The organism is Vibrio phycocola (assembly GCF_053850235.1).
On the sequence record NZ_JBSQDJ010000007.1, the window covers coordinates 102203 to 127953 of the forward strand.

22 protein-coding genes are annotated in these 25751 nt (G+C 42.2%); 11 read left to right on the forward strand and 11 right to left on the reverse strand.

Annotated features, from left to right (window positions below):
• Positions 1–2: 2 nt before the first annotated feature.
• A complete protein-coding gene (epmB, locus tag ACWU4D_RS11780) occupies positions 3–1025 on the reverse strand; it encodes an EF-P beta-lysylation protein EpmB (protein WP_456051629.1) in 1023 nt (340 codons plus the stop codon).
• Positions 1026–1058: 33 nt separating this feature from the next.
• Here epmB and efp point away from each other — a divergent pair, with 33 nt between their 5' ends.
• Together efp and ACWU4D_RS11790 are read left to right on the forward strand one after the other, a co-directional pair.
• On the forward strand, positions 1059–1625 hold the full coding sequence (gene efp, locus ACWU4D_RS11785; RefSeq protein ID WP_456051630.1) for an elongation factor P: 567 nt from the start codon (positions 1059–1061) through the stop codon (positions 1623–1625).
• Between the two features lie 393 nt (positions 1626–2018).
• Complete coding sequence (locus tag ACWU4D_RS11790) at positions 2019–3902, forward strand: methyl-accepting chemotaxis protein (protein ID WP_456051631.1); 1884 nt, start codon at positions 2019–2021, stop codon at positions 3900–3902.
• Positions 3903–4001: 99 nt separating this feature from the next.
• Here ACWU4D_RS11790 and frdD read toward each other — a convergent pair whose 3' ends face one another.
• Genes frdD through frdA form a run of 4 tightly spaced genes read right to left on the reverse strand, consistent with a single transcriptional unit; the run spans position 4002 to position 7306 of the window.
• Positions 4002–4364: a fumarate reductase subunit FrdD gene (gene frdD, locus ACWU4D_RS11795; RefSeq protein ID WP_456051632.1), complete on the reverse strand. Its 363-nt coding sequence runs from the start codon at positions 4362–4364 to the stop codon at positions 4002–4004.
• Between the two features lie 10 nt (positions 4365–4374).
• A complete protein-coding gene (gene frdC, locus ACWU4D_RS11800) occupies positions 4375–4758 on the reverse strand; it encodes a fumarate reductase subunit FrdC (protein ID WP_456051633.1) in 384 nt (127 codons plus the stop codon).
• On the reverse strand, positions 4755–5501 hold the full coding sequence (locus ACWU4D_RS11805) for a succinate dehydrogenase/fumarate reductase iron-sulfur subunit (protein WP_456051634.1): 747 nt from the start codon (positions 5499–5501) through the stop codon (positions 4755–4757). Before ACWU4D_RS11805 ends, frdC begins: the two co-directional genes overlap by 4 nt.
• Positions 5501–7306: a fumarate reductase (quinol) flavoprotein subunit gene (frdA, locus tag ACWU4D_RS11810; protein WP_456051635.1), complete on the reverse strand. Its 1806-nt coding sequence runs from the start codon at positions 7304–7306 to the stop codon at positions 5501–5503. The genes ACWU4D_RS11805 and frdA overlap by 1 nt, the downstream gene beginning before the upstream one ends.
• Positions 7307–7578: 272 nt before the next feature.
• Here frdA and epmA point away from each other — a divergent pair, with 272 nt between their 5' ends.
• From epmA to cysE, 5 genes are all read left to right on the forward strand, one after another.
• Positions 7579–8553 carry an elongation factor P--(R)-beta-lysine ligase gene (epmA, locus tag ACWU4D_RS11815; protein WP_456051636.1) on the forward strand — a complete coding sequence of 325 codons (975 nt, stop codon included), beginning with the start codon at positions 7579–7581 and terminating at the stop codon, positions 8551–8553.
• A 149-nt stretch (positions 8554–8702) separates the two neighbouring features.
• Positions 8703–9137, forward strand: coding sequence for a rhodanese-like domain-containing protein (locus ACWU4D_RS11820; RefSeq protein ID WP_456051637.1), 435 nt, complete (start codon positions 8703–8705; stop codon positions 9135–9137).
• Between the two features lie 116 nt (positions 9138–9253).
• Complete coding sequence (gene secB / locus ACWU4D_RS11825; protein WP_456051638.1) at positions 9254–9730, forward strand: protein-export chaperone SecB; 477 nt, start codon at positions 9254–9256, stop codon at positions 9728–9730.
• 105 nt (positions 9731–9835) lie between these two features.
• Complete coding sequence (gene gpsA / locus ACWU4D_RS11830) at positions 9836–10867, forward strand: NAD(P)H-dependent glycerol-3-phosphate dehydrogenase (RefSeq protein ID WP_456051639.1); 1032 nt, start codon at positions 9836–9838, stop codon at positions 10865–10867.
• A gap of 35 nt (positions 10868–10902) precedes the next feature.
• Positions 10903–11724, forward strand: coding sequence for a serine O-acetyltransferase (gene cysE, locus ACWU4D_RS11835; RefSeq protein WP_456051640.1), 822 nt, complete (start codon positions 10903–10905; stop codon positions 11722–11724).
• Between the two features lie 103 nt (positions 11725–11827).
• Here the strand turns inward: cysE and ACWU4D_RS11840 are convergent, their stop codons facing one another.
• The 3 genes from ACWU4D_RS11840 to argE form a co-directional block, all read right to left on the reverse strand.
• Complete coding sequence (locus ACWU4D_RS11840) at positions 11828–12367, reverse strand: PadR family transcriptional regulator (RefSeq protein ID WP_456051641.1); 540 nt, start codon at positions 12365–12367, stop codon at positions 11828–11830.
• A gap of 351 nt (positions 12368–12718) precedes the next feature.
• On the reverse strand, positions 12719–15352 hold the full coding sequence (gene ppc / locus ACWU4D_RS11845) for a phosphoenolpyruvate carboxylase (RefSeq protein ID WP_456051642.1): 2634 nt from the start codon (positions 15350–15352) through the stop codon (positions 12719–12721).
• A gap of 197 nt (positions 15353–15549) precedes the next feature.
• Positions 15550–16686: an acetylornithine deacetylase gene (argE, locus tag ACWU4D_RS11850; protein WP_456051643.1), complete on the reverse strand. Its 1137-nt coding sequence runs from the start codon at positions 16684–16686 to the stop codon at positions 15550–15552.
• A gap of 156 nt (positions 16687–16842) precedes the next feature.
• Between argE and argC the strand changes: the two genes are divergently transcribed.
• The 3 genes from argC (at position 16843) to argH (ending at position 20691) form a co-directional block, all read left to right on the forward strand.
• Positions 16843–17847: an N-acetyl-gamma-glutamyl-phosphate reductase gene (gene argC, locus ACWU4D_RS11855; protein ID WP_456051644.1), complete on the forward strand. Its 1005-nt coding sequence runs from the start codon at positions 16843–16845 to the stop codon at positions 17845–17847.
• Positions 17848–17856: 9 nt separating this feature from the next.
• Entirely contained in the window at positions 17857–18642 is a 786-nt protein-coding gene (gene argB / locus ACWU4D_RS11860) for an acetylglutamate kinase (RefSeq protein ID WP_456051645.1), read from the forward strand.
• A 174-nt stretch (positions 18643–18816) separates the two neighbouring features.
• Complete coding sequence (gene argH, locus ACWU4D_RS11865) at positions 18817–20691, forward strand: argininosuccinate lyase (RefSeq protein ID WP_456051646.1); 1875 nt, start codon at positions 18817–18819, stop codon at positions 20689–20691.
• A gap of 222 nt (positions 20692–20913) precedes the next feature.
• Here argH and ACWU4D_RS11870 read toward each other — a convergent pair whose 3' ends face one another.
• A complete protein-coding gene (locus ACWU4D_RS11870) occupies positions 20914–21162 on the reverse strand; it encodes a DUF3624 domain-containing protein (protein ID WP_456051647.1) in 249 nt (82 codons plus the stop codon).
• A gap of 140 nt (positions 21163–21302) precedes the next feature.
• The gene (locus ACWU4D_RS11875; RefSeq protein ID WP_456051648.1) at positions 21303–22031 is read right to left on the reverse strand and encodes a glutathione peroxidase; all 729 of its coding nucleotides are present in this window, start codon (positions 22029–22031) and stop codon (positions 21303–21305) included.
• 149 nt (positions 22032–22180) lie between these two features.
• Here ACWU4D_RS11875 and oxyR point away from each other — a divergent pair, with 149 nt between their 5' ends.
• Positions 22181–23077 (forward strand): DNA-binding transcriptional regulator OxyR, encoded by an 897-nt coding sequence (gene oxyR / locus ACWU4D_RS11880; RefSeq protein WP_456051649.1) that lies wholly within the window; start codon positions 22181–22183, stop codon positions 23075–23077.
• A gap of 132 nt (positions 23078–23209) precedes the next feature.
• Here the strand turns inward: oxyR and ACWU4D_RS11885 are convergent, their stop codons facing one another.
• A complete protein-coding gene (locus ACWU4D_RS11885; RefSeq protein ID WP_456051650.1) occupies positions 23210–25660 on the reverse strand; it encodes a penicillin-binding protein 1A in 2451 nt (816 codons plus the stop codon).
• Positions 25661–25751 lie beyond the last annotated feature (91 nt).

Sequence of the window (25751 nt, forward strand, 5' to 3'; positions counted from 1 at the left end):
ATTTACTCTAAGTGTAAATCGATGGGCGTTTTACTGGAGCGCCCACTTATTTCTCTCGTAAGCCTTGGAACCAAGTAACCTGACAACTGTGGGATGATTTGTCGCATGAGATCGCGTGCCACGTCGTCGGGTACATAAAAGTGCGCTGCGCCTTGAACTTTATCTAATAGGTGTAGGTAATAGGGCAAAACCCCGATACTAAAAAGTCGCTCACTGAGCTTTACTAGCACATCAGCCGAATCATTTATCCCTTTTAGCAGTACTCCTTGGTTCAGTAAGGTCACATTCACTTGCCTGAGTTTTGCCATTGCTTGTGCCAATGTAGTATCGATCTCATTCGGGTGATTTATGTGAGTGATAAGTACGACATTTAAGGGTGTGTGAGCAAGTATGTCACACAAGTGGCTTGTTATACGGTCAGGTATAACAACCGGTAAACGGGTATGAATTCGAAGCGTTTTAATGTGTGATATTTTTTCTATTTCATGAATGAGCCACTCCAATTCATGATCTTTGGCCATTAATGGATCGCCACCAGACAAGATGACTTCATTGATTTCAGGATGCAGTGCAATGTAATCGAGGTTTTCTTGCCAAACGACTTTACCGCCTTGGTTGTCTTGATAAGGAAAATGTCTGCGGAAGCAATAGCGACAGTTAATGGCACAGCCCCCTTTGACTATTAGCAGTACTCGATTTTTATATTTGTGTAATAGCCCAGGTTGAGCATTATTTTGCTCTTCTAATGGATCATGGGTATAACCTGGATGTTGTTCAAATTCCTCTTCTAATGGTAATACTTGACGCAGTAATGGGTCATTTGGGTTCCCTTTTTCCATACGATCAACAAAACTCATCGGGACTCGCTGAGCAAATAATGAACGTGCTGCATTCCCTTTTTCGAAGGAGGTTGAATCGATATTCAAGTAATTGAGCAACTTTTGCGGATCTGAGATCGCATTCGTTAGTTGTTTGAGCCAGTTTTGCTCAACAGAATCGGTTTTTCGGGGTATTATAGTCGACATTAATGTGAACTCGAAGAATGGTAAGAGGAAAAAATGGCTACTGTTAGCACGAATGAATTCAAAGGCGGTCTTAAGATTATGCTTGATAATGAGCCTTGTGTCATTCTCGAAAACGAGTATGTGAAACCAGGTAAAGGTCAGGCGTTTAACCGCGTGAAGATCCGTAAGCTTCTCTCAGGCAAAGTGTTGGAAAAAACATTTAAATCGGGCGAATCTTTTGAAGTGGCGGATGTTGTTGATATCGATCTCGATTATCTCTACAACGATGGTGAGTTTTATCACTTTATGAACAACGAAACATTTGAACAGATTGCCGCAGAAGTCAATGCGGTTGGTGATAATGTAAAGTGGTTGGTAGAGAATAACACTTGTACGATTACTTTATGGAATGGCAGCCCAATTACAGTAACGCCACCAAATTTTGTAGAACTTGAAGTGACTGAAACTGATCCAGGTTTGAAAGGTGATACTCAAGGTACGGGTGGAAAACCTGCAACTTTAACTACTGGTGCAGTGGTTCGAGTTCCTCTATTTATTCAGATTGGTGAAGTGGTTAAAGTAGATACTCGCTCAGGAGAATATGTCAGCCGAGTAAAATAAATCAACATTTATCCGATTTCTATATGATCAGACGAGCCTTAAGTGCTCGTCTTTTTTGTATTTAATGCACATTATTCGCACTATCAAGATTTAATATAAATATCAATTATAGGAGCCAATAAATTATTATTGCCTTCTTATATGTGAGGCTGGTCACGGTATGTTGGGTATTTATCTTTGGTTTTTTTGCGATCTGCGTCTGATTTTTATTGTTTTAAGTCAAATAACAGCTAAAGAATTTCCTCATTTCTTAAGATAACAAGGTCAAAATTTATTAAATTAGACTACGCTTATATCATCGTTTAGTTACCTTGGCTAAGTGAGTAGTTATCCAATGTAATGGATCTCATTCATCTATGATTTGCCTATTTCTTCCGTGGAGCTGTTAGGAACATGAATACATTTAAAGTAAAAATTGCGACAACGATAGGATCGATAATTGCCGCTATCGTCGTAGTTTTAATGACGATTGGCTATATTTCTTTTCAAAATGAGAGTGTTCATCTTAATAAGACCGTTCTCGTAGAAAAAAATGCAACAATAGAGTCCGAGCTAACGCAAAAAGTGAATGGTTATAAAAGCGTACTTGCTGCGGTAGAAGCGAATTCGAGTGATATTAGTGAGAGTGGCTTATCTGATAAAGCCAAGATTCAGTTGGAGATGGTTTACCGTACACAGTCGCAATTTATTGAAGGTGCCTACCTGATTGATGTCGCGGGTGGCATTTACAACGTAAAAGGCGAAAAACTGGGCTTTAATGTGAAAGAGTTGAGCCGTAATTATTACAATGCGGTTTTCAGAGACGGTAAAACGTTCTTCTTTTCAGATCCCTTTGTGTCTGCGGTAACAAAAAAAGAAATTGTGGTGATGGCTTATAAATTAGATAGCTCTGTTGCTGTTATCACGTCTGTGTATCTCGATTCATTACTTGAAAGTTTAGGCGAGCGTAAAGATATCTTTATGTATACCGAAAACGGAACAATTATTGTCGCGCCTTATGCTGAATTGGTTGGGAAAGACATTAATGCTGAGCGACCACTATACAAAGGCTTTAGTGATTCTAATCCAGAGCTGCACTATACCGCAGAAGTGAGAGGAACGGCGACAGACTTTACTGCATTTTGGACACATCTAGACGTTGCAGGATGGCAATTTGTTTCCTTTGTCAACGATGATGAGATTGGAGAGGCAGCGCATAATCAGCTTGTAACGTCTGCATTAGTTGGTGCATTTTGTTTGCTCCTTGCAATCGGTATTTTGTTTATTACTTTAGAAAAAATGGTACTAAAACCCGTTGGTGGTACACCGGATGATATCGCAGAGTTAATGGAGAAAATGGCATCAGGAGACTTTACGCAAACACTTGAGTCTACTGATAAAGATTCGGGTATATACCGCTCTTTAGTTAAGTTGTCGGGTGAGCTAACGCAATTGATTAAAAACTCTCACGGCATTTCTTCAAGTGTGGCTGCAGCATCAACTGAACTTAATGTTGTGATGAACACGACGAAAGGAAATGCGCAACAAGAGCTCGCTCATATGGAGCAAATTTCGACCGCGATTAATGAACTATCATCGACTTCTCAGGAAGTGAGTGATAAGGCAATAAGAGCCGAGCAAGAAGCAAAATCCGCGACGAAAAGCGTGGATGAAGGTAAGCAAACGTTGGAGAAAAACATCTGCTTAACTGACAATATTAATGTCTCTGTAAGTGAGAGTGCAGATATTGTTAACGAACTTCGTGAATTTGCTCTTGAGATTGGCTCCGTTACCGAAGTTATTCAGACGATTTCAGAGCAAACAAACCTGTTGGCGCTCAACGCAGCAATTGAAGCAGCACGAGCCGGTGAACAAGGGCGAGGTTTTGCGGTTGTAGCAGACGAAGTGCGAAACTTGGCTTCAAAAACTCAAAAATCGACAGTGGATATTCAAGACATCATTGAAAAGCTGCAGACGCAATCGAAAAAAGCTCAGGATAATATGATGCATAATGTTGACTTAATTGATCAGTCTGTTCAATTAGTTGACAACGTGAAGGCGTCTTTTGAAGATATTCAATCTGCGGTTGAATCTATTTCAGAAATCAACAGTTTGGTAGCGACTTCTTCTCAAGAGCAATTTCATGTGACAGAAGAGATTTCTCAAGTCACAACTGAAACATACGATTTAGTGCATCAAAATGTATCGGGAATCGATGATACCTTACAAGCATCTTCGGAGTTATCTGAATTAGCTGAAACACAAAAACGCGAGTTGGATGTGTTTAAAACAGCATAGTATGTCGAACTAGTATTGAGTTCTGAATACTAAATATGGCACGCAATAAAAATCCCCCAAAGTCTGGGGGATTTTTTTATGCTTTAAATCAGTGTTGATTTACACCATAAAAACAAACACAACGGAAAGTGCACTAATAAACCCCGCGATTGCGTAGCAGGCTATTTTACCGACAACACCAGTGTGGAATTTTAGATCGTGCATGGCATGATGAACACGGTGCATTGCATGCCACATTGGTAAAGCCAGTGTAGCAATGACAAATAATGCACCAATAAAGCTGGTTGCAAAGTTAGCAACACGTTCATAGCTGAGCGCCTCAGCATCAATAATGCCGAGAGGAACTAAAACGCCAATAATTAGAATAGTGATGGGTGAGATCATGGCGAACCAAGTACCACCAGCGCCAAAGAGTCCCCACCATACTGGTTCATCGGATCTTTTAGGATTGGTATTAATCACAATAGGCTCCTTATACAATGAATAGGATGATGAGAGAAATAAAGGCGACAGCAGCCCATTGAGCTGCGACGATCACTTTCTTATCGAGTAACTTGCCTTTTAATTTCATTGGGACGACTTGTGGCATCATGCCAAAAAATGTATGGGCATGAAGCAAACTTCCCAATAGGGCAACGATGTTAATCGCAATCACAATTGGATTTGCCATAAAGCCCAACCAACTTTGCCAAGCTTCTGGCCCCTTGACTAAGCAACCTAAACTAAAGGTTAGGAATATCGTAAATAGGATCAACGGCAAAACTGTGGCTTCGCGTAACATATAAAAACGATAAAAGGGATGGGCTTGCCACCAGGTTCGTTTCATTTCTCTTACATAGGGTTTGCGATTACTCATTGTTCTGCCTCCCCTTGTTTAAACATCGCAATAATAAAGTCGGTCGATGACTCTATTTTTCCTTGGTTCACCGCGCCTGCTGGATCCACGTTTTTCGGGCATACTTCAGAGCAGTATCCAACAAAAGTACAACCCCAAACGCCATTTTCCCCATTTATTAGAGCCATGCGTTCAGCCTTGCCATTATCACGACTATCGAGGTTGTAGCGACGAGCTAGGGTTAGTGCCGCTGGTCCAATAAATTCAGGGTTTAAACCAAATTGAGGGCAGGCGGCATAACAGAGTCCACAATTAATACATCCAGCAAACTGTTTGTATTTTTCTAGCTGAGCTGGAGTTTGATTATTGGGACCGTCTTCTGGAGTTCTATCATTTCCTAAAATATAGGGTTTGATCGCTTCAAGACGCTCAATAAAAGGTGTCATATCGACGATAAGATCCTTTTCTATCGGGAAATTTGCTAGTGGCTCTACTTTTACGCCATCAGGGTAATCTCGGAGAAAAGTCTTACACGCGAGTTTAGGGACACCATTGACCATCATGCCGCAGGAGCCACAAATCGCCATACGACAAGACCAACGATAAGAGAGGTCTTTATCGAGATAATCTTTGATGTAGCTAATCGCATCAAGAAGCGACATAGTATCGTCAAACGGGACTTCAAAAGATTGCAGATAAGGCTGTGAATCCTTTTCTGGGTCATAGCGGAGAATATCAACTTTTTGCATACGTTGTGATGACATTATTTATTCTCCTCTGCTTGGCTTGTATTTTCCGCGGCAGCAGCTTTATCAGCGGCTTCACCGTAAAGACGAGCTTTGGGTTGCGACTTAGTGATAGTGACATCGCTGTAGTCGATGATCGGAGCGCTATCTTCTTGATAGAAAGCCAGAGAGTGTTTTAAGAAATTAACATCATCACGTTCTGTACACCCTTCATCGAGTCGTTGGTGAGCACCTCGGGATTCTTTTCGCAATATTGCCGAACGAGCCATCGCTTCAGCGACCTCTAGTCCGTAACCGACTTCAATGGCATAAAATAGGTCGGTATTAAACACTTTGCCTTTATCTTTGATACTGATGTTTTTATAACGTTGTTTTAATTCCGTTATCTTGTCGATGGTCTGTTGCATCAGATCTTCTTGACGATAGATCCCACAACCCGCTTCCATGGAATGCCCCATTTCAGTACGAATCTCTGCCCAGTTTTCATCACCTTCTTGAGCAAGTAGGTTATTGATACGCGTTTCTACTTGAGCCATTTGAGCTTCAATTGCTTGTTGATCCCAACCAGCAAATTCTTCAGCTCTTTGTACTGCTGTTTCACCGGCAACTCGACCAAATACGACAAATTCCGCCAAAGAGTTCGACCCCAAACGGTTTGCTCCATGAAGACCGACAGACGCACATTCACCCACTGCAAATAACCCTTTAATTCGAGTTTCACATTGAGCATCGGTTTCGATTCCACCCATGGTGTAGTGAACGGTAGGACGAATTGGAATCGGTTCTTTGACCGGATCGACATTGACGTAGGCTTTGGATAACTCGCAGATAAACGGTAAACGCTCGTTAATATATTCTTCGCCAAGATGGCGTAGATCGAGTAAAACAACATCGCCTAGAGCATGTTTGATGGTGTTGCCTTTTTGCTGCTCATGCCAGAACGCTTGAGATACTTTGTCTCTTGGACCCAGCTCCATATATTTGTTCTTTGGCTGGCCAACAGGGGTTTCTGGCCCCATGCCATAGTCTTGAAGGTAACGATAACCATCTTTATTGGTAATGATTCCACCTTCTCCACGACAACCTTCGGTCATTAAAATGCCGGTACCAGGTAGACCGGTTGGGTGATATTGAACAAATTCCATATCACGTAGCGGAACTCCATGACGGTAAGCCATTGCCATTCCATCACCGGTTACGATTCCACCATTAGTGTTACAGTGATAAACGCGACCAGCGCCGCCAGTTGCTAATACGACGGATTTGGCTTTGATTGCGACTAATTCACCTTCGGCCATATGGATTGCGATTAATCCCTGAACTTGACCTTCATGAACGATTAAGTCGACAACAAAATACTCATCAAAACGTTCGATTTGTGGATACTTCATAGAGGTTTGAAAAAGAGTGTGAAGCATGTGGAAGCCAGTCTTATCCGCCGCAAACCATGTGCGCTCGACTTTCATTCCACCAAACCGACGAACATTGACTTCGCCATTTTCTTTGCGGCTCCAAGGGCAGCCCCATTGTTCCATTTGGATCATTTCGCGTGTCGAATTTTTAACGAAATATTCAACAACGTTTTGCTCGCAAAGCCAGTCTCCACCGCCAACTGTATCGTTAAAGTGATTATCCAATGAATCTTCTTCTTTGATCACTGCAGCTGAGCCTCCTTCGGCAGCGACTGAGTGAGAACGCATAGGATATACTTTTGATATAAGTGCGACTTTTATATTTGGGTTATCTTCTGCTGCAGCGATGGCTGTTCTAAGCCCGGCGCCGCCAGCACCAATGATTGCGATATCTGTGGTTAGTATTTTCACAGTTACCCTCCAGTTTATGAACGGATTCTATCCGCGTTAGATTCGTTAGCTTCTTGATGAGCATTTTTGTAGGGTTGCCCATAAATAAATGGGCAAATTTTAGTGTAAGGTAGCTCCTATATTAAAAAATTGATTTGATCAGGCTTTTTCTTCGGAGTCAGAGTTGTTCGTCATAATAATCACTTGCTTGTGAGCGATATCACTATAAGCGCTTGGTTTTGCTATTTTGACGGGTAAAATGATAACGACTGGATTATAGCGAAGATAAAATAATGACTCTTTTAAAGTGGCAACCTAGTGCGAGTATCGATTCTCTAAAACAGCGCGCGGAGCTAATCGATTTACTTCGATTTTTCTTTCTAGAAAGGCAGGTTTTAGAAGTCGAAACGCCAATAATGAGCCAAGCAGCGGTTACCGACATTCACTTGCAAACATTTAAAAGTGATTTTATTGGGCCGAATTATGCTTCTGGGCAAGAGGTCTATTTGATGACCAGTCCTGAGTTTCATATGAAACGTTTATTGGCTGCTGATAGTGGTTCGATATTTCAGATCACTAAGTCATTTCGTAATGAAGAGAGTGGGCGTTTTCATAATCCCGAATTCTCCATGCTTGAATGGTATCGTATTGGGTTCGATCATCATGATCTTATGAATGAAATGGATGAGTTATTACAGCAAATCTTACATTGTAAGAAAGCTGAACGTCTAACGTACCAACAAATCTTTCAACAGGTTTTAGGTGTGTGTCCGCTTGAGGCATCACTCGAAGAGCTGCGTCAGTGTGCTGTTCTGCACGGATTTGATGAGATTGCTAAAGATGAAGATGATCGTGATACGATATTACAACTTCTATTTAGCATGGTGATTGAGCCTTGTATTGGTCGCGACGTTCCTGCTTTTGTTTATCACTTCCCAGCTTCCCAAGCCGCGCTCGCAAAAATTAATCAACACGATAATCGCGTTGCCGATCGGTTTGAAGTTTATTTTAAAGGTATCGAACTGGCCAATGGTTTCCATGAATTAGAGGATTCTGCTGAACAACGCCGTCGTTTTGAACAAGATAACCTTAAACGTCAAGCTATGGGATTATCGATTCAACCTATTGATGAGAATTTTCTTGAAGCGTTAGCATCAGGATTGCCGCCTTGTGCTGGTGTCGCGGTTGGCATTGATCGTTTGATTATGTTGGCACTAGGTAAGGAATCCATTAATGAGGTGATTTCATTTCCGTTTTCTCGAGCTTAAAATTGAGATTTAAAATGTGAATTGTCATTGATTGCCATTGATAATGAAGGGAAGAGATACGTTAGTACTCGCGTAACGGAATTAACCTCGCTATACTTCTTCCTCTATTTACGATCACCCATTGCAATAGCAAAGATAAGAGCAAAGACATGCAAGAATATACCGAATTTTTTCAGCAAAATACCATCCTATGTGTAGCGTGGATCGCGATATTTGGCGCTGTTATTTTTACTGTTTACAAGTCATCAACAGCGAAGTTTAAATATGTTGATGTGAACGAGCTAACTCAAAAAGTGAATAAAGAGAATGGCATTGTTGTTGATATTCGTAACAAGGATGAGTTTTCCAAAGGCCATATTACCGATTCAATTAACGTTTTGCCTTCTGAGATCACATCTGGCAACTTGGGAACCCTTGAAAATCATAAAGCAGACCCAATTATTGTCGTATGTCAAAATGGTCACATTTCACCAGCAAGTGCGAATCAGCTAGCGAGTGCTGGCTTTGAACAGGTTAGTGTCCTTAACCTTGGTATTGGCGCATGGAAAGATGGCAAATTACCTCTGATTCGTGGCAAGAAGTAACCACTTTATACTAAAGATAGAAGCTGGCTTAGTTCGATGAATACGCACTCTCATCTATCTTTGGTCGACAGAATTTGGTCTGTTATATAATTTGAACGATTATTAAGGAATTAAGAATGTCAGAAGCTGCAGCAGCGCAAGAAGCACAACAAAACTTTACTATTCAACGTATCTTTCTAAAAGATGTATCGTTTGAAGCGCCTAATTCACCAACTATGTTCCAGAAAGATTGGGAGCCTAATGTAAACCTTGATCTTGATACGCAAAGCCGCGAGCTGGGTGAAGGGGTTTATGAAGTTGTATTGCGTCTTACAGTGACCGTGACGAATGCAGAAGAGACCGCATTCTTATGTGAAGTACAACAAGGTGGTATTTTTACTGCTGAAAATATGGATGCAGGTCAATTAGCTCATTGTCTTGGTGCATTCTGTCCGAATGTTTTATTCCCATATGCTCGTGAAACTATCTCAAGCTTGGTTGTAAAAGGTACTTTCCCTCAATTGAATCTTGCACCTGTAAACTTCGATGCATTATTTATGAATTACCTACAACAGCAAGCTCAAGAAAAAGGCGAACAACCAGCAGACGCTTAATTCTTTAAGCATTCTTGCAAACAATAAAGATGCACGAGCATTGGAGGTTTCTACTCATGCTACGTGCATTTTTTTTGAATTACGGGTTATTTAATAGGTGTAGCTATGTCTGAGACACAAACTGATTCTATTTATTCGAATTCTATCGGGATGACGGTTATCGGGGCTGGTTCTTATGGGACGTCGTTAGCCATTTCTCTTGCTCGCAATGGTATGAATGTGGTGCTTTGGGGCCATGATTCTGAACATATGGCGCGACTTGAAGCTGAACGTGAGAACCGTGCTTTTTTACCTGACATAGCATTCCCTGAGTCATTGATCATTGAGAGCGATATTCGACGAGCCGTTCAAGGTAGTCGAGATTTATTGATTGTGGTCCCGAGTCATGTTTTCGGTGAGGTATTAAAAACGATTCAGCCTCATTTGCGTGCCGACAGTCGTGTGTGTTGGGCAACGAAAGGGCTTGAACCCGAGACCGGTCGATTACTGCAAGATGTGGCTCATGAAGTGATTGGAGATCGTTATCCATTGGCCGTCATTTCTGGCCCTACCTTCGCGAAGGAATTAGCGATGGGGATGCCAACGGCGATAGCTGTGGCCTCTCCGCATTCAGAGTTTGTTGCTCAACTGCAAGAAAAGATTCACTGCAGCCGAACGTTTCGAGTGTATGCCAACGATGATTTTGTCGGCATTCAGCTTGGTGGTGCGGTAAAGAACGTTATCGCAATTGGCGCAGGTATGTCCGACGGTATTGGCTATGGTGCCAATGCAAGAACCGCTCTAATTACCCGAGGCCTAGCTGAAATGTGTCGTTTAGGAGCAGCTCTGGGTGCTCAAGCAGAAACCTTTATGGGCATGGCAGGCTTAGGTGATTTAGTTTTAACTTGTACCGATAATCAATCGAGAAACCGTCGCTTTGGGTTGGCGTTGGGCCAAGGTAAAAACGTCGATGTTGCACAAGATGAGATTGGTCAAGTAGTGGAAGGGTATCGTAATACTAAAGAAGTGTGGTTGCTCGCCAAGCGAATGGGTGTAGAAATGCCAATAGTTGACCAACTTTACCAAGTACTGTATCAAGATAAAGATGCAAGGTTAGCGGCTCAAGATCTTCTTGCTCGAGATAAAAAGTCAGAATAATAACGTCGCCGTGATAGAGGGAGAAATCGAATACCATGAAGCGTTGTAACAACCAACTGGTCTGGGAGGCCGTCATTAAAGAGGCTCGTGTTCTGGCTGAACAAGAACCGATGCTTGCGAGTTTCTATCATGCCACAATAATTAAGCACGAGAGCTTAGGTGCAGCATTAAGCTATATTTTAGCTAATAATTTAATGACTGCATCAATGCCAGCTATGGCTGTTCGTGAAGTGGTGGAAGAAGCATTTGCTTCAGATCATTCCATCATTGACGCTGCCGCCAAGGATATATGTGCAACAGTGACTCGAGATCCCGCTGTTGCGCAATATTCAATTCCCTTGCTTTATTTAAAAGGTTATCACGCACTACAAGGTTATCGAGTGTCCAACTGGCTGTGGAAGCAAGGTCGTGAGGCACTAGCATCTTATTTACAAAATCAGATATCAGTAACCTGCCAAGTTGATATTCATCCTGCCGCAAAAGTGGGCTACGGTATTATGCTGGATCATGCTACAGGTATCGTGATTGGTGAAACAGCGGTCGTAGAAAATGATGTGTCTATTTTGCAGGATGTAACATTAGGCGGAACGGGGAAGGAGTGTGGCGATCGTCACCCGAAAATTAGAACGGGTGTTATGATTGGTGCCGGAGCGAAAATACTTGGCAACATTGAAGTGGGGTTAGGAGCAAAAATAGGTTCAGGTTCTGTGGTATTACAGAATGTGCCTGCTCATACGACTGTTGCGGGGGTTCCTGCCAAAATAGTTGGTCGACCTCAAAGTGACCAACCGTCACTGGATATGGATCAGCAATTTAATACTCGTTCACAAACGTTTATTGGTGGTGATGGTATTTAAGCTATTCATGTATGCTTGATACATGAGAGACAAATTAATAAGTGATAAAAAGGGATGACCATGTCATCCCTTTTTAATTGTTCAGGCTCTCTAGTTTAGCGTATTACGCCATTTCATTGAGCTCACTTAATACTTCTTCTGCCCATTCAACCCAAGCTGAACGAATTAGAATATTTCGGCGCAATGTTAATCGCTCTAGACGCTTATGTTTATCTAAAGTCGAGGTAACGGCATAGTGACTTGCTTCGATTTCTTTGTATAATTCGATAAACTTTTTCGAATCAGCAATTAAATCAACAAGTTGGTCTCGGTAAGCGGTAGCATCTTGTACAGAACATGCCATTAACTTAGCACTAAACTCATCTCTTACAGTTGGATGAGGAGTAGGTTGGTCAAACCAAGCGGCTAATGTTGCTCTACCTGAGTCTGTAATAGAGTAAACTTTACGGTCTGGTTTGCCTTCTTGAGGTTCTAATACGCAAGTTACTAGAGCGTTTTGGCCCATTTTGTTTAACTCACGGTAAACCTGTTGATGACTTGCTTTCCAAAAATAGCCAATGCTAGAGGAAAACTCTTTAGTTATATCGTAACCCGTGGCGTCACGTGTACTTAAAACTGTGAGGATAACGTGTGGTAATGACATGTTGAACATCCAAATGGTTAGTAAAATTATAATCTGTTTAAGTTTCGGAGAACTTCTTTGGTTCAACTCTTAGCTCAACTTAAACTATACGTCTCAAAATCGAGAACGTTCGTCACCCAAAAGCCTTTATCACCTAAAATAACTGCGTTTCATTTAGCCTAAGTAACAGATATTAATAATATTGGAAGCCTGTTACGAGCGGTAGTATATCGAAATTATAAGCATAAAGTAGAATAGCCGGACAAAATGGGTCAAAAATCTAATGAAATGCTTTATTAACAAAAATATCAAAATAAAAAGGCCGCATAGTGCGGCCTTTTGTCTTTATAGTAGTATATTATTCTGGGTTTTCTAGCCCGTATTGCGCATACCTGCTGCAATGCCCGCGATTGTTACCATCAGAGCTTCTTCCAATTCACTAGATACATTTTCATGTTGACGAGTTCGGTATAGTAGCTCAGCTTGAAGCATATTTAACGGCTCAACATAGATATTGCGAAGTTTGATGGACTCTTGTCCCCAAGGATCGCTTTGCATTAAGTTTTCATTATTTTCAACGTTTAAAACAGATTTGATATCTTTTTGTAGCTGAGATCTTAAGCGTTCACCTAATGGGCGTAAGGGTTCATCTACCAAGCGTTCATCATACAAACGTGCTATTTCGATATTGGTTTTGCTGTACACCATTTCAAGCATACCCAGACGAGTCGAGAAGAAAGGCCATTCACGACACATCTCTTCCAATAAGGCTTGATGACCTTTATCGACTGAATACTGAATCGCTTCACCAGCACCTAACCATGCAGGTAGAACCAATCTATTTTGGCTCCACGAGAAGATCCATGGGATGGCACGTAAGCTTTCTACACCACCGTTCGGGTTGCGCTTAGAAGGGCGTGAGCCTAGAGGAAGTTTCCCTAGCTCTAGCTCAGGCGTTGCTTGACGGAAGTACGGTACAAAGTCAGGCTCTCCACGTACAATGCCGCGATAAGCTTCACAGGAAACCTCAGACAGCACATCCATAAGCTCACTCCACTCCTTTTTCGGTTCTGGAGGTGGAAGTAGGTTCGCTTCTAAGATCGCACTCGCATACATATTGAAGCTGTTTACGGCCACTTCAGATAATCCTAATTTAAATCGAATCATCTCACCTTGTTCGGTAACGCGCAGGCCACCTTTTAAACTTTTCGGTGGTTGAGATAGTAGTGCGGCATGCGCAGGTGCACCACCACGTCCAACCGTGCCGCCACGACCATGAAACAGTGTTAACACGACACCCGTCTCTTCACTTACGTTGACGAGAGCTTCCATTGCACGATACTGCGCCCAACCAGCAGAAAGTACACCAGCATCTTTAGCCGAATCTGAGTAACCAATCATTACCATTTGGTGATTTTGAATAAAGCCGCGGTACAGATCGATATCCATTAACTGTCGGATAACGCTCTCAGCATTATTCAAGTCATCTAGGGTTTCAAATAATGGACAAACATCCATACGATATGGGCAACCTGATTCTTGAAGGATCAGGTGGACGGCCAAGACATCTGATGCCGTTCGAGCCATTGAGATAACATAGGCACCAAATGCATCTTTTGGATGATTTGCGATGGTTTGACATGTTTTGATTACTTCATCGACTTGCTCAGAAGGTTGCCAATCTCTCGGGAAAAGCGGTCGTTTCGAGTTTAACTCAGTGGTTAAGAACGTAATCTTATCTTGCTCTGTCCATTGGTTATAATCGCCCATTCCTAAGTAGCGAGTCAGTTCTGAAAGTACGTCGGCATGACGAGTACTCTCTTGACGAATATCCAGACGAACAAGATGAACACCAAACGTTTTTACCCGACGCAATGTATCTAGGAGTGAGCCTTCAGCAATCGAGCCCATTCCACATTCGTGAAGTGAGCGATAACACGCGTGTAGCGGTTCCCATAGTTGACTAACATCGCGCAGTGGCGCTTTAACCGATATCTCTTGGCCTTGAATTTTAGCATCGAGAATTTCAATGTTGTCGGTAAGAAGAGCACGAATTTGTTTTAAAATAGCACGGTAAGGTTCGTGTTGACCTTCACCTGCTAGTTCTCTTACTTCGTTGCTGCACTTGGTCATCGACAGTTCACTGATCAGCTCGTTAATGTCATTCAGGTAGAGATCCGAAGCTTTCCAGCGAGATAAGAGTAATACCTCTCGAGTAATTTTATGGGTAACGAACGGGTTACCGTCGCGGTCACCACCCATCCATGAAGAGATATTGACTGGTGTTGCATCTATAGGTAGAGGTTCGCCAATGTAATCCTGTACTTTATCGTTTAGATCACGCATGAATTCTGGAACGGCTTCCCACAGAGAATTCTCAACAACGGCGAAGCCCCATTTTGCTTCATCCATTGGTGTAGGACGCTGTTTGCGCATTACATCGGAATGCCAGAACTGAGCAATCAATTGTTCAAGACGGCGTCTTGCTTTTCGATGGTCTTTAACAGGAAGTTCAGTTTGCTCAAGTTGAGATAACGATTTGTTGATTTCTACCAATTTGTTGATCATGGTACGACGAGTAATTTCCGTCGGGTGAGCCGTAAGAACCAATTCGATGTTAAGTTCGTTAATCGCCTTCGCTGTCTCAAGCTTACTGATCTTATTTTGAGATAGCTTGGTAAATAACGTATTGATTGCATCTGGTTCACAGACGTATTCATCACAGTGACGAGAAATTGTATGGTGCTGTTCGGCAATATTGGTTAAGTTTAAAAACTGGTTAAATGCACGAGCGACGGGTTTTAATTGATCATCAGGAAGGTTTTTAATCTCTTCAACTAAGGCGAGGTGATCGTCATGATTACCGTCACGGGCCGATTTAGAGAGTTGTCGTATCGTCTCCACTTTTTCTAAAATAACGCTACCATCGGCATTTTCGATAGTATCACCTAGCATTTTGCCTAGCATTCTCACGTTACTTTTTAGTGCAGCGTATGTTTCGTTCATTGTTTCCTGCCTTGAAATAAAATTACATTCAATGTCCTTATCGAGGACACAAAATAGCGAAGAACATCCCGTCAAGTCAATTAAAGCTTAACAATATTCAATTTTACCATTTAGTATTGATAGTATTAACATTAATGGTTTTTAACGGTAATGTTGAAAATTTCCTACAAAAATCAGATGGTTTGGCTAAGCAGCAATCAAAAACAATATTGATGGATTGCTTTTGTTAATACATTGATGGTTGGATCTATGTACTCGAATGCCAAAAATTCATCTGGCTGGTGAGCCTGATCGATGGAACCAGGCCCCATAACTAACGTTGGGCATACCTGTTGTAAAAAAGGCGCTTCGGTACAGTAACTCACTGTTTCTGCGGGTTTCTCACAAAGGTCAGCCATTTCCTTAACAAAATGATGTTCATGCGAACATTCATAACCAGGAATGGCGTCATGAAGTGGTGAGATCGCGATCCGACCTGGCCATTTAGCCTCTACTTCTTTTAAGGTGTCACGTAATAAATCGTCTAAGCCTTCAAGACTCATTCCCGGAAGTGGACGAACATCGTAATGCAATTCACAACATCCACAGATTCTATTTGGGCTGTCTCCGCCATGGATATGACCGAGATTCAGAGTCGGGGACGGTAAATCAAATCCTGGATGTTGGTATTGTTTAATCAACCTGTCACGGAGCTTCATCATCGCAAACAAAATCTCGTGCATAATTTCAATTGCGTTGACACCTAAGGCTGGGTTTGAAGAATGGCCTGACTGTCCGGTAACTCGTATAGCATTTGCAACGTGTCCTTTGTGAGCGTAAACGGGAATTAAACTTGTAGGCTCACCTATAATGCAGTAATCAGGTTTAAACGGAGTATTATCGGAGAAATGACGAGCGCCTAACATCGTGGTTTCTTCGTCGCACGTTGCTAAAACATAAAGTGGCTTTTGTTGTTTCGACCAATCTACTTTTTTTATCGCTTCTATTATAAAGGCAAAAAAGCCCTTCATGTCAGCAGTGCCCAAACCATAGAAACGATTATTCGATTCCGTTAAATCATGAGGGTTAAAGTTCCAGCGCCCCTCATCAAAAGGAACCGTGTCGCTGTGACCAGATAAGAGTAGACCACCTTCACCACTGCCTTTTTTCGCAATGAGGTTATATTTAGTTGGTTCAACCTGTACTACTTCAACCTCAAAGCCAAGAGTCGTAAACCAATCAGAAAGCTTTGCGATAACTTTCTCGTTTCCTTGATCCCAACTTAGATCGGTGGAACTGATTGAAGAGGTAGAAATAAGGTCTTTGTAAACCTCGCGGAATTTAGGTAAATCCATAGAATCTTAGTTCCAACTATTGACAGAGTTATGTAGAGAAGGTAAAACACATATTAAATCACTTTTAATGAATAAAAAACCAATTTATAACGAATTTAATAAATTATTAGTTAGTTTTATTCGTTGTCATTCATTACGAATTTCGGGTACAAAAGCATGTTAAAAACAACCATTATCGGCGCGACAGGTTATACCGGCGCAGAGCTAGCTCTTATGGTGCAAAAACATCCAGAGTTAACGCTATCAGGTTTATATGTTTCAGCCAACAGTGTTGACGCAGGAAAACCACTCGCGCAGTTGCACGGTAAGTTCTCTGGTGTGGTTGATATGCAAGTACAGCCCTTGGTCGATCTTGAGCTAGTGGCTAAAGAGAGTGATGTCGTATTCTTATGTACGGCTCACGAAGTCAGTCATGACTTAGCCCCAACATTGCTGGCTAATGATTGCCAAGTCTTCGATTTATCCGGAGCGTATCGTGTTAATCATGGTGACTTCTATACGGAGTTCTATGGTTTTGAGCATCAACATTCTCAGTGGTTGGAAAAAGCCGCATATGGATTAGCAGAGTGGAATGCCGAGGCAATTAAGCAAGCTCAGCTCGTCGCGGTTGCTGGTTGTTATCCGACCGCTTCGCAATTGGCAATCAAACCTTTAGTTGAATCAAAACTTCTTGATTTGAACCAATGGCCTGTTATTAACGCCACAAGCGGTGTGACCGGAGCGGGTCGTAAAGCGACGATGACCAATAGCTTTTGTGAAGTAAGTTTGCAGCCTTATGGTGTCTTTACTCATCGTCACCAACCTGAAATCGCAGACCACTTGGGCTGTGATGTTATTTTCACTCCTCATCTAGGTAATTTTAAGCGCGGAATATTAGCAACCGTTACGATGAAATTAGCGGAAGGTGTTACCGAAGAAGCAGTAGCACAAGCGTTTGCACAGGCGTATACAGATAAGCCTGCGGTTCGAATGGATCAGTCGACACTGCCTCGAATTCAAAACGTTGAGTTTACTCCGTTTTGCGATATAGGTTGGAAGGTGAAGGGACAGCATGTCATCGTGGTATCCGCTATCGATAACTTGTTAAAAGGCGCATCAAGCCAAGCAATGCAATGCCTTAACATCCATTATGGCTACCCTGAATTAACGGCGTTGGTGTAAGGAATTAATATGAATAACAACCAAACTCCTGTTGTCGTTAAACTGGGTGGGGCAGTTCTGTCTAGTGAAGCTGTTTTGTCTACGTTATTTGCGACCGTCGCACAATATCAAAACCAACGCCCTATTGTGATTGTACATGGTGGTGGTTTTCTTGTTGATGAACTCATGAGCAAGTTGCAATTTGAAACAGTTAAGAAGAACGGCTTACGAGTGACGCCTTATGACCAAATTCCTTATATTACAGGGGCATTAGCTGGAACGGCGAATAAGTTGCTTCAAGGTGAAGCCCTAAAAAACGGCTTAAATGCAATTGGGTTATGTTTGGGTGATGCTGGGCTGTGTCAGGTTGAGGAGTTGGATCCTGAGCTTGGGGCTGTAGGGCGTGCTAGTGCTGGTGATGCAACGGTTGTGAATGCGATTCTTACTGCTGGTGGTGTGCCAATCATCAGCTCTATTGGCCTGACAAATAATGGTCAATTGATGAATGTAAATGCGGATGATGCAGCGGTTGCGGTTGCCAAAACCTTGGATGCTGAGCTGGTGTTACTTTCTGATGTTAGTGGTGTTCTTGATGCGGATAAACAACTGATTCCTTCATTAGATCAAGCGAGTGCAGAGCAATTAATCAAAGATGAAGTGATTACCGATGGTATGATTGTAAAAGTGAGAGCAGCTTTAGAAGCGGCAAACGATTTAGGCAGAGCAATTGAAGTTGCAGGTTGGCGTCAACCTGAGCTATTGTCAGACGTCTTTGCTGGTAATAGTATTGGTACGCGCTTTTTACCCAAAGCTTAAGATAACTTACTTTAGTCATTTAACTGTCGAACTAAGGTGTTTGAGTTAAAGCATGACAGTAAGCAGTGGATAGACGCTGCATATAAATAATAATTAACATATAATCCAGCATAGAAGCAATGCGAGGACCTAGAAGCGAAATCTAGGTCCCTTTTCAGTATCAGGAGACACGCAATGGCATTATGGGGTGGTAGATTTACCCAAGCAGCAGATACCCGTTTTAAAGATTTTAACGATTCTCTGCGTTTTGACTACCGATTGGCTGAACAAGATATTGTGGGCTCAATCGCTTGGTCGAAAGCACTACTATCAGTCAATGTATTGAGTGAAGAAGAGCAGCAAAAACTAGAGCTTGCACTTAATGAATTAAAGCTAACTGTGATGGAAGATCCTGAGCAGATTTTACGTTCTGATGCTGAAGATATTCACTCATGGGTTGAGCAACAGTTGATCAACCGTGTTGGTGATTTGGGTAAGAAGCTTCATACTGGCCGTTCTCGAAATGATCAAGTTGCGACGGATTTAAAATTGTGGTGTCGCCAACAAGGTCAGCAACTTCTTATTGCTCTTGATTTACTCCAGCGTCAATTGGTCTCGGTTGCTCGCGAACATCAGGGAACAGTATTACCTGGTTATACCCACTTACAACGTGCTCAACCTGTCACCTTTGCCCATTGGTGTTTAGCTTACGTGGAAATGTTTGAGCGTGACTATTCTCGTTTGAAAGATGCAATTGCCCGTTTGGATACTTGTCCACTGGGATCTGGTGCTCTAGCGGGAACAGCGTACCCGATTGATCGAGAGAAGCTTGCACATAATCTCGGCTTCCGTCGTGCGACTCGTAACTCTCTTGATTCTGTTTCCGATCGCGATCATGTGATGGAACTTATGTCAGTGGCAACAGTATCTATGCTGCACCTTTCTCGTCTTGCTGAAGATATGATTTTCTACAACTCAGGTGAATCGAACTTTATCGAATTGGCTGATACCGTGACGTCGGGCTCCTCCTTGATGCCACAAAAGAAAAACCCAGATGCGTTAGAGCTTATTCGTGGTAAGACTGGTCGTGTATACGGCTCCCTGACAGCAATGATGATGACAGTAAAAGCTTTGCCTCTTGCTTACAACAAAGATATGCAAGAAGACAAAGAAGGCTTGTTTGATGCGTATGACACTTGGAACGATTGTCTTGAAATGGCTGCACTTTGTTTCGAGGGAATAAAAGTTAACGGTGAGCGTACTTTAGAAGCCGCAAAACAGGGTTATGCAAACTCTACTGAGCTTGCAGACTACTTGGTTGCAAAAGGTATTCCTTTCCGTGAAGCTCACCATATTGTTGGGGTTGCTGTTGTTGGTGCTATCTCAAAAGGTGTCGCGTTAGAAGAGCTCTCTATCGAGGAGTTAAAAGAGTTTTCAGAAATTATTGAAGAAGATGTGTACAAAATTCTAACCATTGATTCGTGCTTAGAGAAGCGCAGCGCATTGGGAGGCGTTTCACCTGTTCAAGTCGCATATGCGGTAGAGCAAGCACAACTTCGTATGGGTAAACACGATCTGAATGCAGTTAAAGTTCGCCCTGCTCGTCTAACGGATATCGAAGCGCTAGAAGGCATGGTGACATACTGGGCCAATATGGGGGAGAACCTTCCTCGTTCGCGTAATGAATTAGTCCGTGATATCGGCTCGTTTGCAGTAGTTGAACATCATGGTGAAGTGACCGGTTGTGCGTCATTATATGTGTATGATTCAGGGCTTGCTGAAATTCGTTCTCTAGGTGTTGAAGCGGGTTGGCAGAACCAAGGTCAAGGCAAAGCCATAGTTAACTATTTGGTTAAAAAAGCGCGTCAAATGGCGATTAAGAAAGTGTTTGTTTTAACGAGAACGCCTGAGTTCTTTATGAAGCTAGACTTTATTCCAACATCGAAAACCTTGCTGCCTGAAAAAGTACTTAAAGATTGCGATCAATGCCCTCGTCGCCATGCATGTGATGAAGTTGCTCTGGAGGTTAACCTTCCTGGTGATGCAATCTTTAAGACAGATGCGGTTTAGCAACTGATTGAAAATTAATAGTTACCAGCTATGTTGATTCAAATGATCATAAAGATCATTAATTGTTGGGAACTAACAAGAAAAGGCAGAGTCTATATTTGTACCACTGCTTTTTCTTAGATACTTCTAAGAAGCCCCGAAACCACTATTTGGATCTCGGGGCTTTTCTTTATTAAAGTTATACTAAAGTTTTCGCCATTTCTTTTGATTTACTATCCAATCTTATAGCCTATGTTTATCACTTCTATTTAGAAGCAAGAGCTTCATTCCTAGATGAGCAATGAGTAATAGGTGAAATCCTAGACCAAAAATGAGCACCGCGATGGTTTCGACCTGTCGGCTATTGTGAGTTCCCCACACAAACCAAAATACCCAAGTGATTAGGCACAATACAGTAAGTTGTTTAATACAGCGGTTACAGCGGCCTATTTTTTTGAAGAACCAATTTTTGTCGCAACTGTTACATGCCATGAGCGTCTGCAGTTTTGATTACAAGGGTGCATCAAGCCTACGTTAGTGTATTGGGAGGATCAATAAAAAAAGACCCAGAACGAAAAACTCGAACTGGGCAGGTCAATGGAACATTATCAATCAGAGACGGGGGAGTCTCTTTAACCTAAATAGGTTTCTAATTCTTCGCTGCCGCCAATATGTTTGCCGCCAATAAATACTTGCGGAACCGTTGTTCTACCAGTAATAGCACGTAAGCTGACGGTCGTCGCATCTTTACCTAGTACGACTTCTTCATAATCCAAGCCTTTATCGATGAGTAGCTGTTTTGCTTTTACGCAGAAAGGGCACCCTGGTTTAGAGAAAACGGTCACTGACTCTTGTACTTTGTGTCCTGGAGCTAGGTATTTCAGCATGGTATCAGCATCAGAAACTTCAAACGGGTCACCAGGCTTGTTTGGCTCGATAAACATTTTTTCTACTACACCATCTTTTACTAGCATGCTGTAACGCCATGAGCGTTTACCAAACCCAATTTCGTTTTTCTCAACCAGCATTCCCATGCCATCGGTAAACTCACCGTTGCCATCTGGGATAAATGTGATGTTGTTTGCTTCTTGGTCTTGTTTCCAAGCATTCATTACAAATGTATCGTTTACAGAAACACAAACGATAGAATCTACGCCATTGTCTTTAAATACTGAGTAGAGCTCGTTATAGCGAGGTAAGTGACTTGACGAACAAGTTGGAGTGAATGCACCTGGTAAACTAAATACGATGACAGTCTTCCCACTAAATAGCTCATCAGTTGTTACGTTAACCCACTGATCACCTTGACGTGTAGGGAATGTGACTTGAGGTACAGCTTGTCCTTCTTTTGATGTAAACATAGCTTTTTTCCTTTGATTAATTAGATATAAGCTTGGAAAGCTTACCGCTTATCGGCTCACTTTGATGTAACTATTATTGAAAAAATATTTTGATAGATCTAATCGTTTGATGCTATGGTTTTGATAGTTCTAATCTATTAGGTGGTTTAATGAATATCCGAGATTTTGAATATTTAATTGCATTGGCAGAGCACAACCATTTCCGTAAAGCTGCGGAAGCCTGTTTTGTTAGTCAGCCGACGTTAAGTGGACAGATTCGTAAGCTTGAAGATGAACTCGGAACTGTGTTGCTAGAGCGTAGTAGTCGGCGCGTGTTATTTACGGATTCTGGGTTACAGTTAGTCGACCAAGCGAAGAAAATCTTAAAAGAAGTGAAGACCTTTAAAGATATGGCGAGTGGACAAAGTGGCGGGATGACTGGGCCGATACATATTGGTTTTATTCCGACAGTTGGCCCTTATTTACTGCCGAAAATCGTACCAAATCTGAAACGCGATTTTCCAGAATTAGAGCTCTATTTGCATGAGGCTCAAACGGCACAATTGGTTCATCAGTTAGAAGAAGGCAAGCTTGATTGCTTAGTGCTTGCGGCCGTAGAAGAGACAGAGCCTTTTAAAGAGATAGAGATATTCAACGAACCATTAAGTATCGCCGTTCCTATTGATCATGAATGGAGTGAACTGGATAAAGTCGATTTAGAGCAATTGAATGGACGAACAGTCCTTTCCTTAGGGGATGGACATTGTTTGCGCGATCAAGCTTTAGGGTATTGTTTTGCCGCTGGTGCAAAAGACGATGAACGCTTTAAGGCGACGAGTTTAGAAACATTACGCAACATGGTTGCCGCTGGTGCTGGAATTACCTTGTTACCTCAGCTTTCATTACCAGATTGTCGCGAAAAAGATGGAGTGTGCTACGTGCCCGCATTTAATCCAGTGCCTTCACGTCAGTTGGTATTAGCTTATCGTCCAGGCTCGCCGTTACGACAACGTTTTGAAAAACTTGCAGCGTCCATGGCTGAAAAACTAAAAGAATACAGCATATAACTATTCACTATTGCTCGTGTTTTTTGAGTCACTCACATCATAAGCTCTGAATAGAAAATGGGAAAGCACGAAGCTTTCCCATTTTTGTTTGTGTATCTTTTTAGTTAACTAGAATTAAATTAAGTCATAAGTCTAGAAAAGCTCTTCGCTGCCATCTGTGCTGGTGTAAATATTATCGGCTTCGGTTGGTACGAACGTAGTTGGTTCTGTGCCTTGGCGGAAATATTCAAGCATGGTACTAGAGTCATTTTCTTCCGTTAGTAGGCCGGATTCCCGATCGATACGTAATTGAACGATGTCGGCCGGGGCTTTTATTGACTGCTCTTTTGTATTCTTTAGAGCGGTATGCATAAACTCAACCCATGCTGGTTGTGCTGTTTTACCGCCAGATTCTCCACCCGGTGATTGATCTTTTCCTAAGTTATCATTACGTGACGTACGGCCTAAATCACGATCGTGAGTATCAAACCCTACCCAAGAAGTGGCAACAATTCCTGGACCAAACCCGTTGTACCATGCATCTTTAGAATCATTGGTGGTTCCTGTTTTGCCTCCTACATCGTGGCGTTTTAGGCTTTGAGCTCGCCAACCGGTTCCGCGCCAACCACGACCGCCCCAAACATTGGCATAAAGCATTTCTCGTACAAGAAAAGCATTTTGTTGAGTGATAACTTGCGGTGCGATTAATTCATTATCACTTTCTGAACATTGTGAGTGACAAACAATCTTTGGCGTCGCTTTATAGACTTCTTCTCCATATGGGTCTTCAATTCGCTCAATATAGTAAGGTTCGACGTAATGACCGCCGTTAGCAAAAACAGAATAACCTTGAGCCAGTTTCACCGGAGTTAAACTTCCTGCTCCAAGTGCTAACGTCTCAGAACTTGGTAGCTTGCTTAAATCAAAGCCAAAGCGAGACAGGTAGTTTCTCGCATTTTCTACTCCAACCTCACGCAATACTCTAACAGCCATAACGTTTTTCGATTGAGCCAATCCAATTCGAAGTCGAGTTGGACCATAATAGGTTGGTGGGGAGTTTTTCGGTCTCCAAGCCGTACCGATACTTTCGTCCCAATGATTAATGGGTGCATCATTCACTAAAGTGGCTAGAGTCAGTCCTTTATCTAGTGCCGCAGCGTAAATAAATGGTTTGATACCAGACCCAACTTGGCGAACCGATTGAGTCGCACGGTTAAATTTACTGTGAGTAAAGTTAAAGCCGCCAATTAAAGAAAGTACGGCACCACGGTCTGGGTTCATTGCAACAAAAGCAGTGTTAGCAAGAGGCACTTGGCTCAACATCCAATGTTCTTTATTCGCGTCACTCGATGCGTCATTTGATTCTTTTAATCGTACCCAGACTTGTTCACCAGCGGCAAGAATATCTCCAGCTTTGCGTGGAGCGGCACCTTGATGTCTATCGGTGTTATAACGACGAGCCCACTTCATGCCATCCCAATCTAAGGTTTTTTGGCCAATATCTTTTAACCAAACATCAGCACTTTTTGCATTTACTTGGGTAACGATAGCGGGGATTAGAGCACCATAAGTCGGTTGATTTTTAAGGTGCTTTTCTATTTGTTGGGATGAGAATGCAGTGTCACCTGGTTGCCAAACGACCTGTTCTGCTCCACGGTAACCATGGCGAACATCATAATTAAACAAATTATTAAGAGCGGCTTTATCAGCGGCTTTTTGCAGATCTGAGCGTATGGTTGTTATGACTCGCATTCCAGATGTATAAGCTTCCTCACCGTAGCGTTCTACCATCCAAGCGCGAGCAATTTCAGCAATATAAGGTGCATTGACCTCTATTTCTGCACCATGGTATTTCCCGATGAGTGTTTCACTACGAGCTTGATCGTATTGTTGTTGAGAGATATAGCCTTCATCTAACATACGAGCTAATACGATGTTGCGGCGTTGTGTAGCTCTTTCCAACGAATAGATAGGGTTAAGTGTGGACGGTGCCTTAGGTAAGCCAGCGATCATTGCCATTTCACTTAACGTGAGTTGGTCGAGCTCTTTACCAAAATACGAACGAGCTGCAGCACCAACCCCATACGAACGATAACCGAGATAAATTTTATTGAGATAAAGTTCTAGAATTTCTTCTTTGCTTAATTGCATTTCAATATGAACAGCGATAAAAATTTCTTTTATCTTGCGCATGATTTTCTTTTCATTAGAAAGGAAGAAATTTCGAGCTAACTGTTGGGTTATCGTACTTGCCCCTTGACTGGCGGTCCCAGATTGGAATACCGCATAAGCTGCTCGAGTTATCCCTATAGGGTCAAACCCAAAGTGACTATAAAATCGAGAATCTTCGGTGGCGATAAACGCGTTAACCAACATTGGGGGCATTTGATCGAGACGCATCGGAAGACGACGTTTCTCTCCAAATTGTGCAATTAACTTCCCATCTTGGCTAAGTACCTGCATTGGTGTTTGTAATTGAACTTCTTGCAATTCCGCTACATCGGGTAAATCCGCTTCTACGTGACGATAAAAGCCAAAAATCGTAGCGACTCCCAGCACAATGCAAATCAGTGTAAATATGAACAAATACTTTATGAACTTCACCGGATAATCCCTGTTTCGTCGGATTGCACAGATGCAATCTCATCCGCTTTTCGCTAAAACTCTAGCTCTTAAAAGGTGGTTTATTGTACTA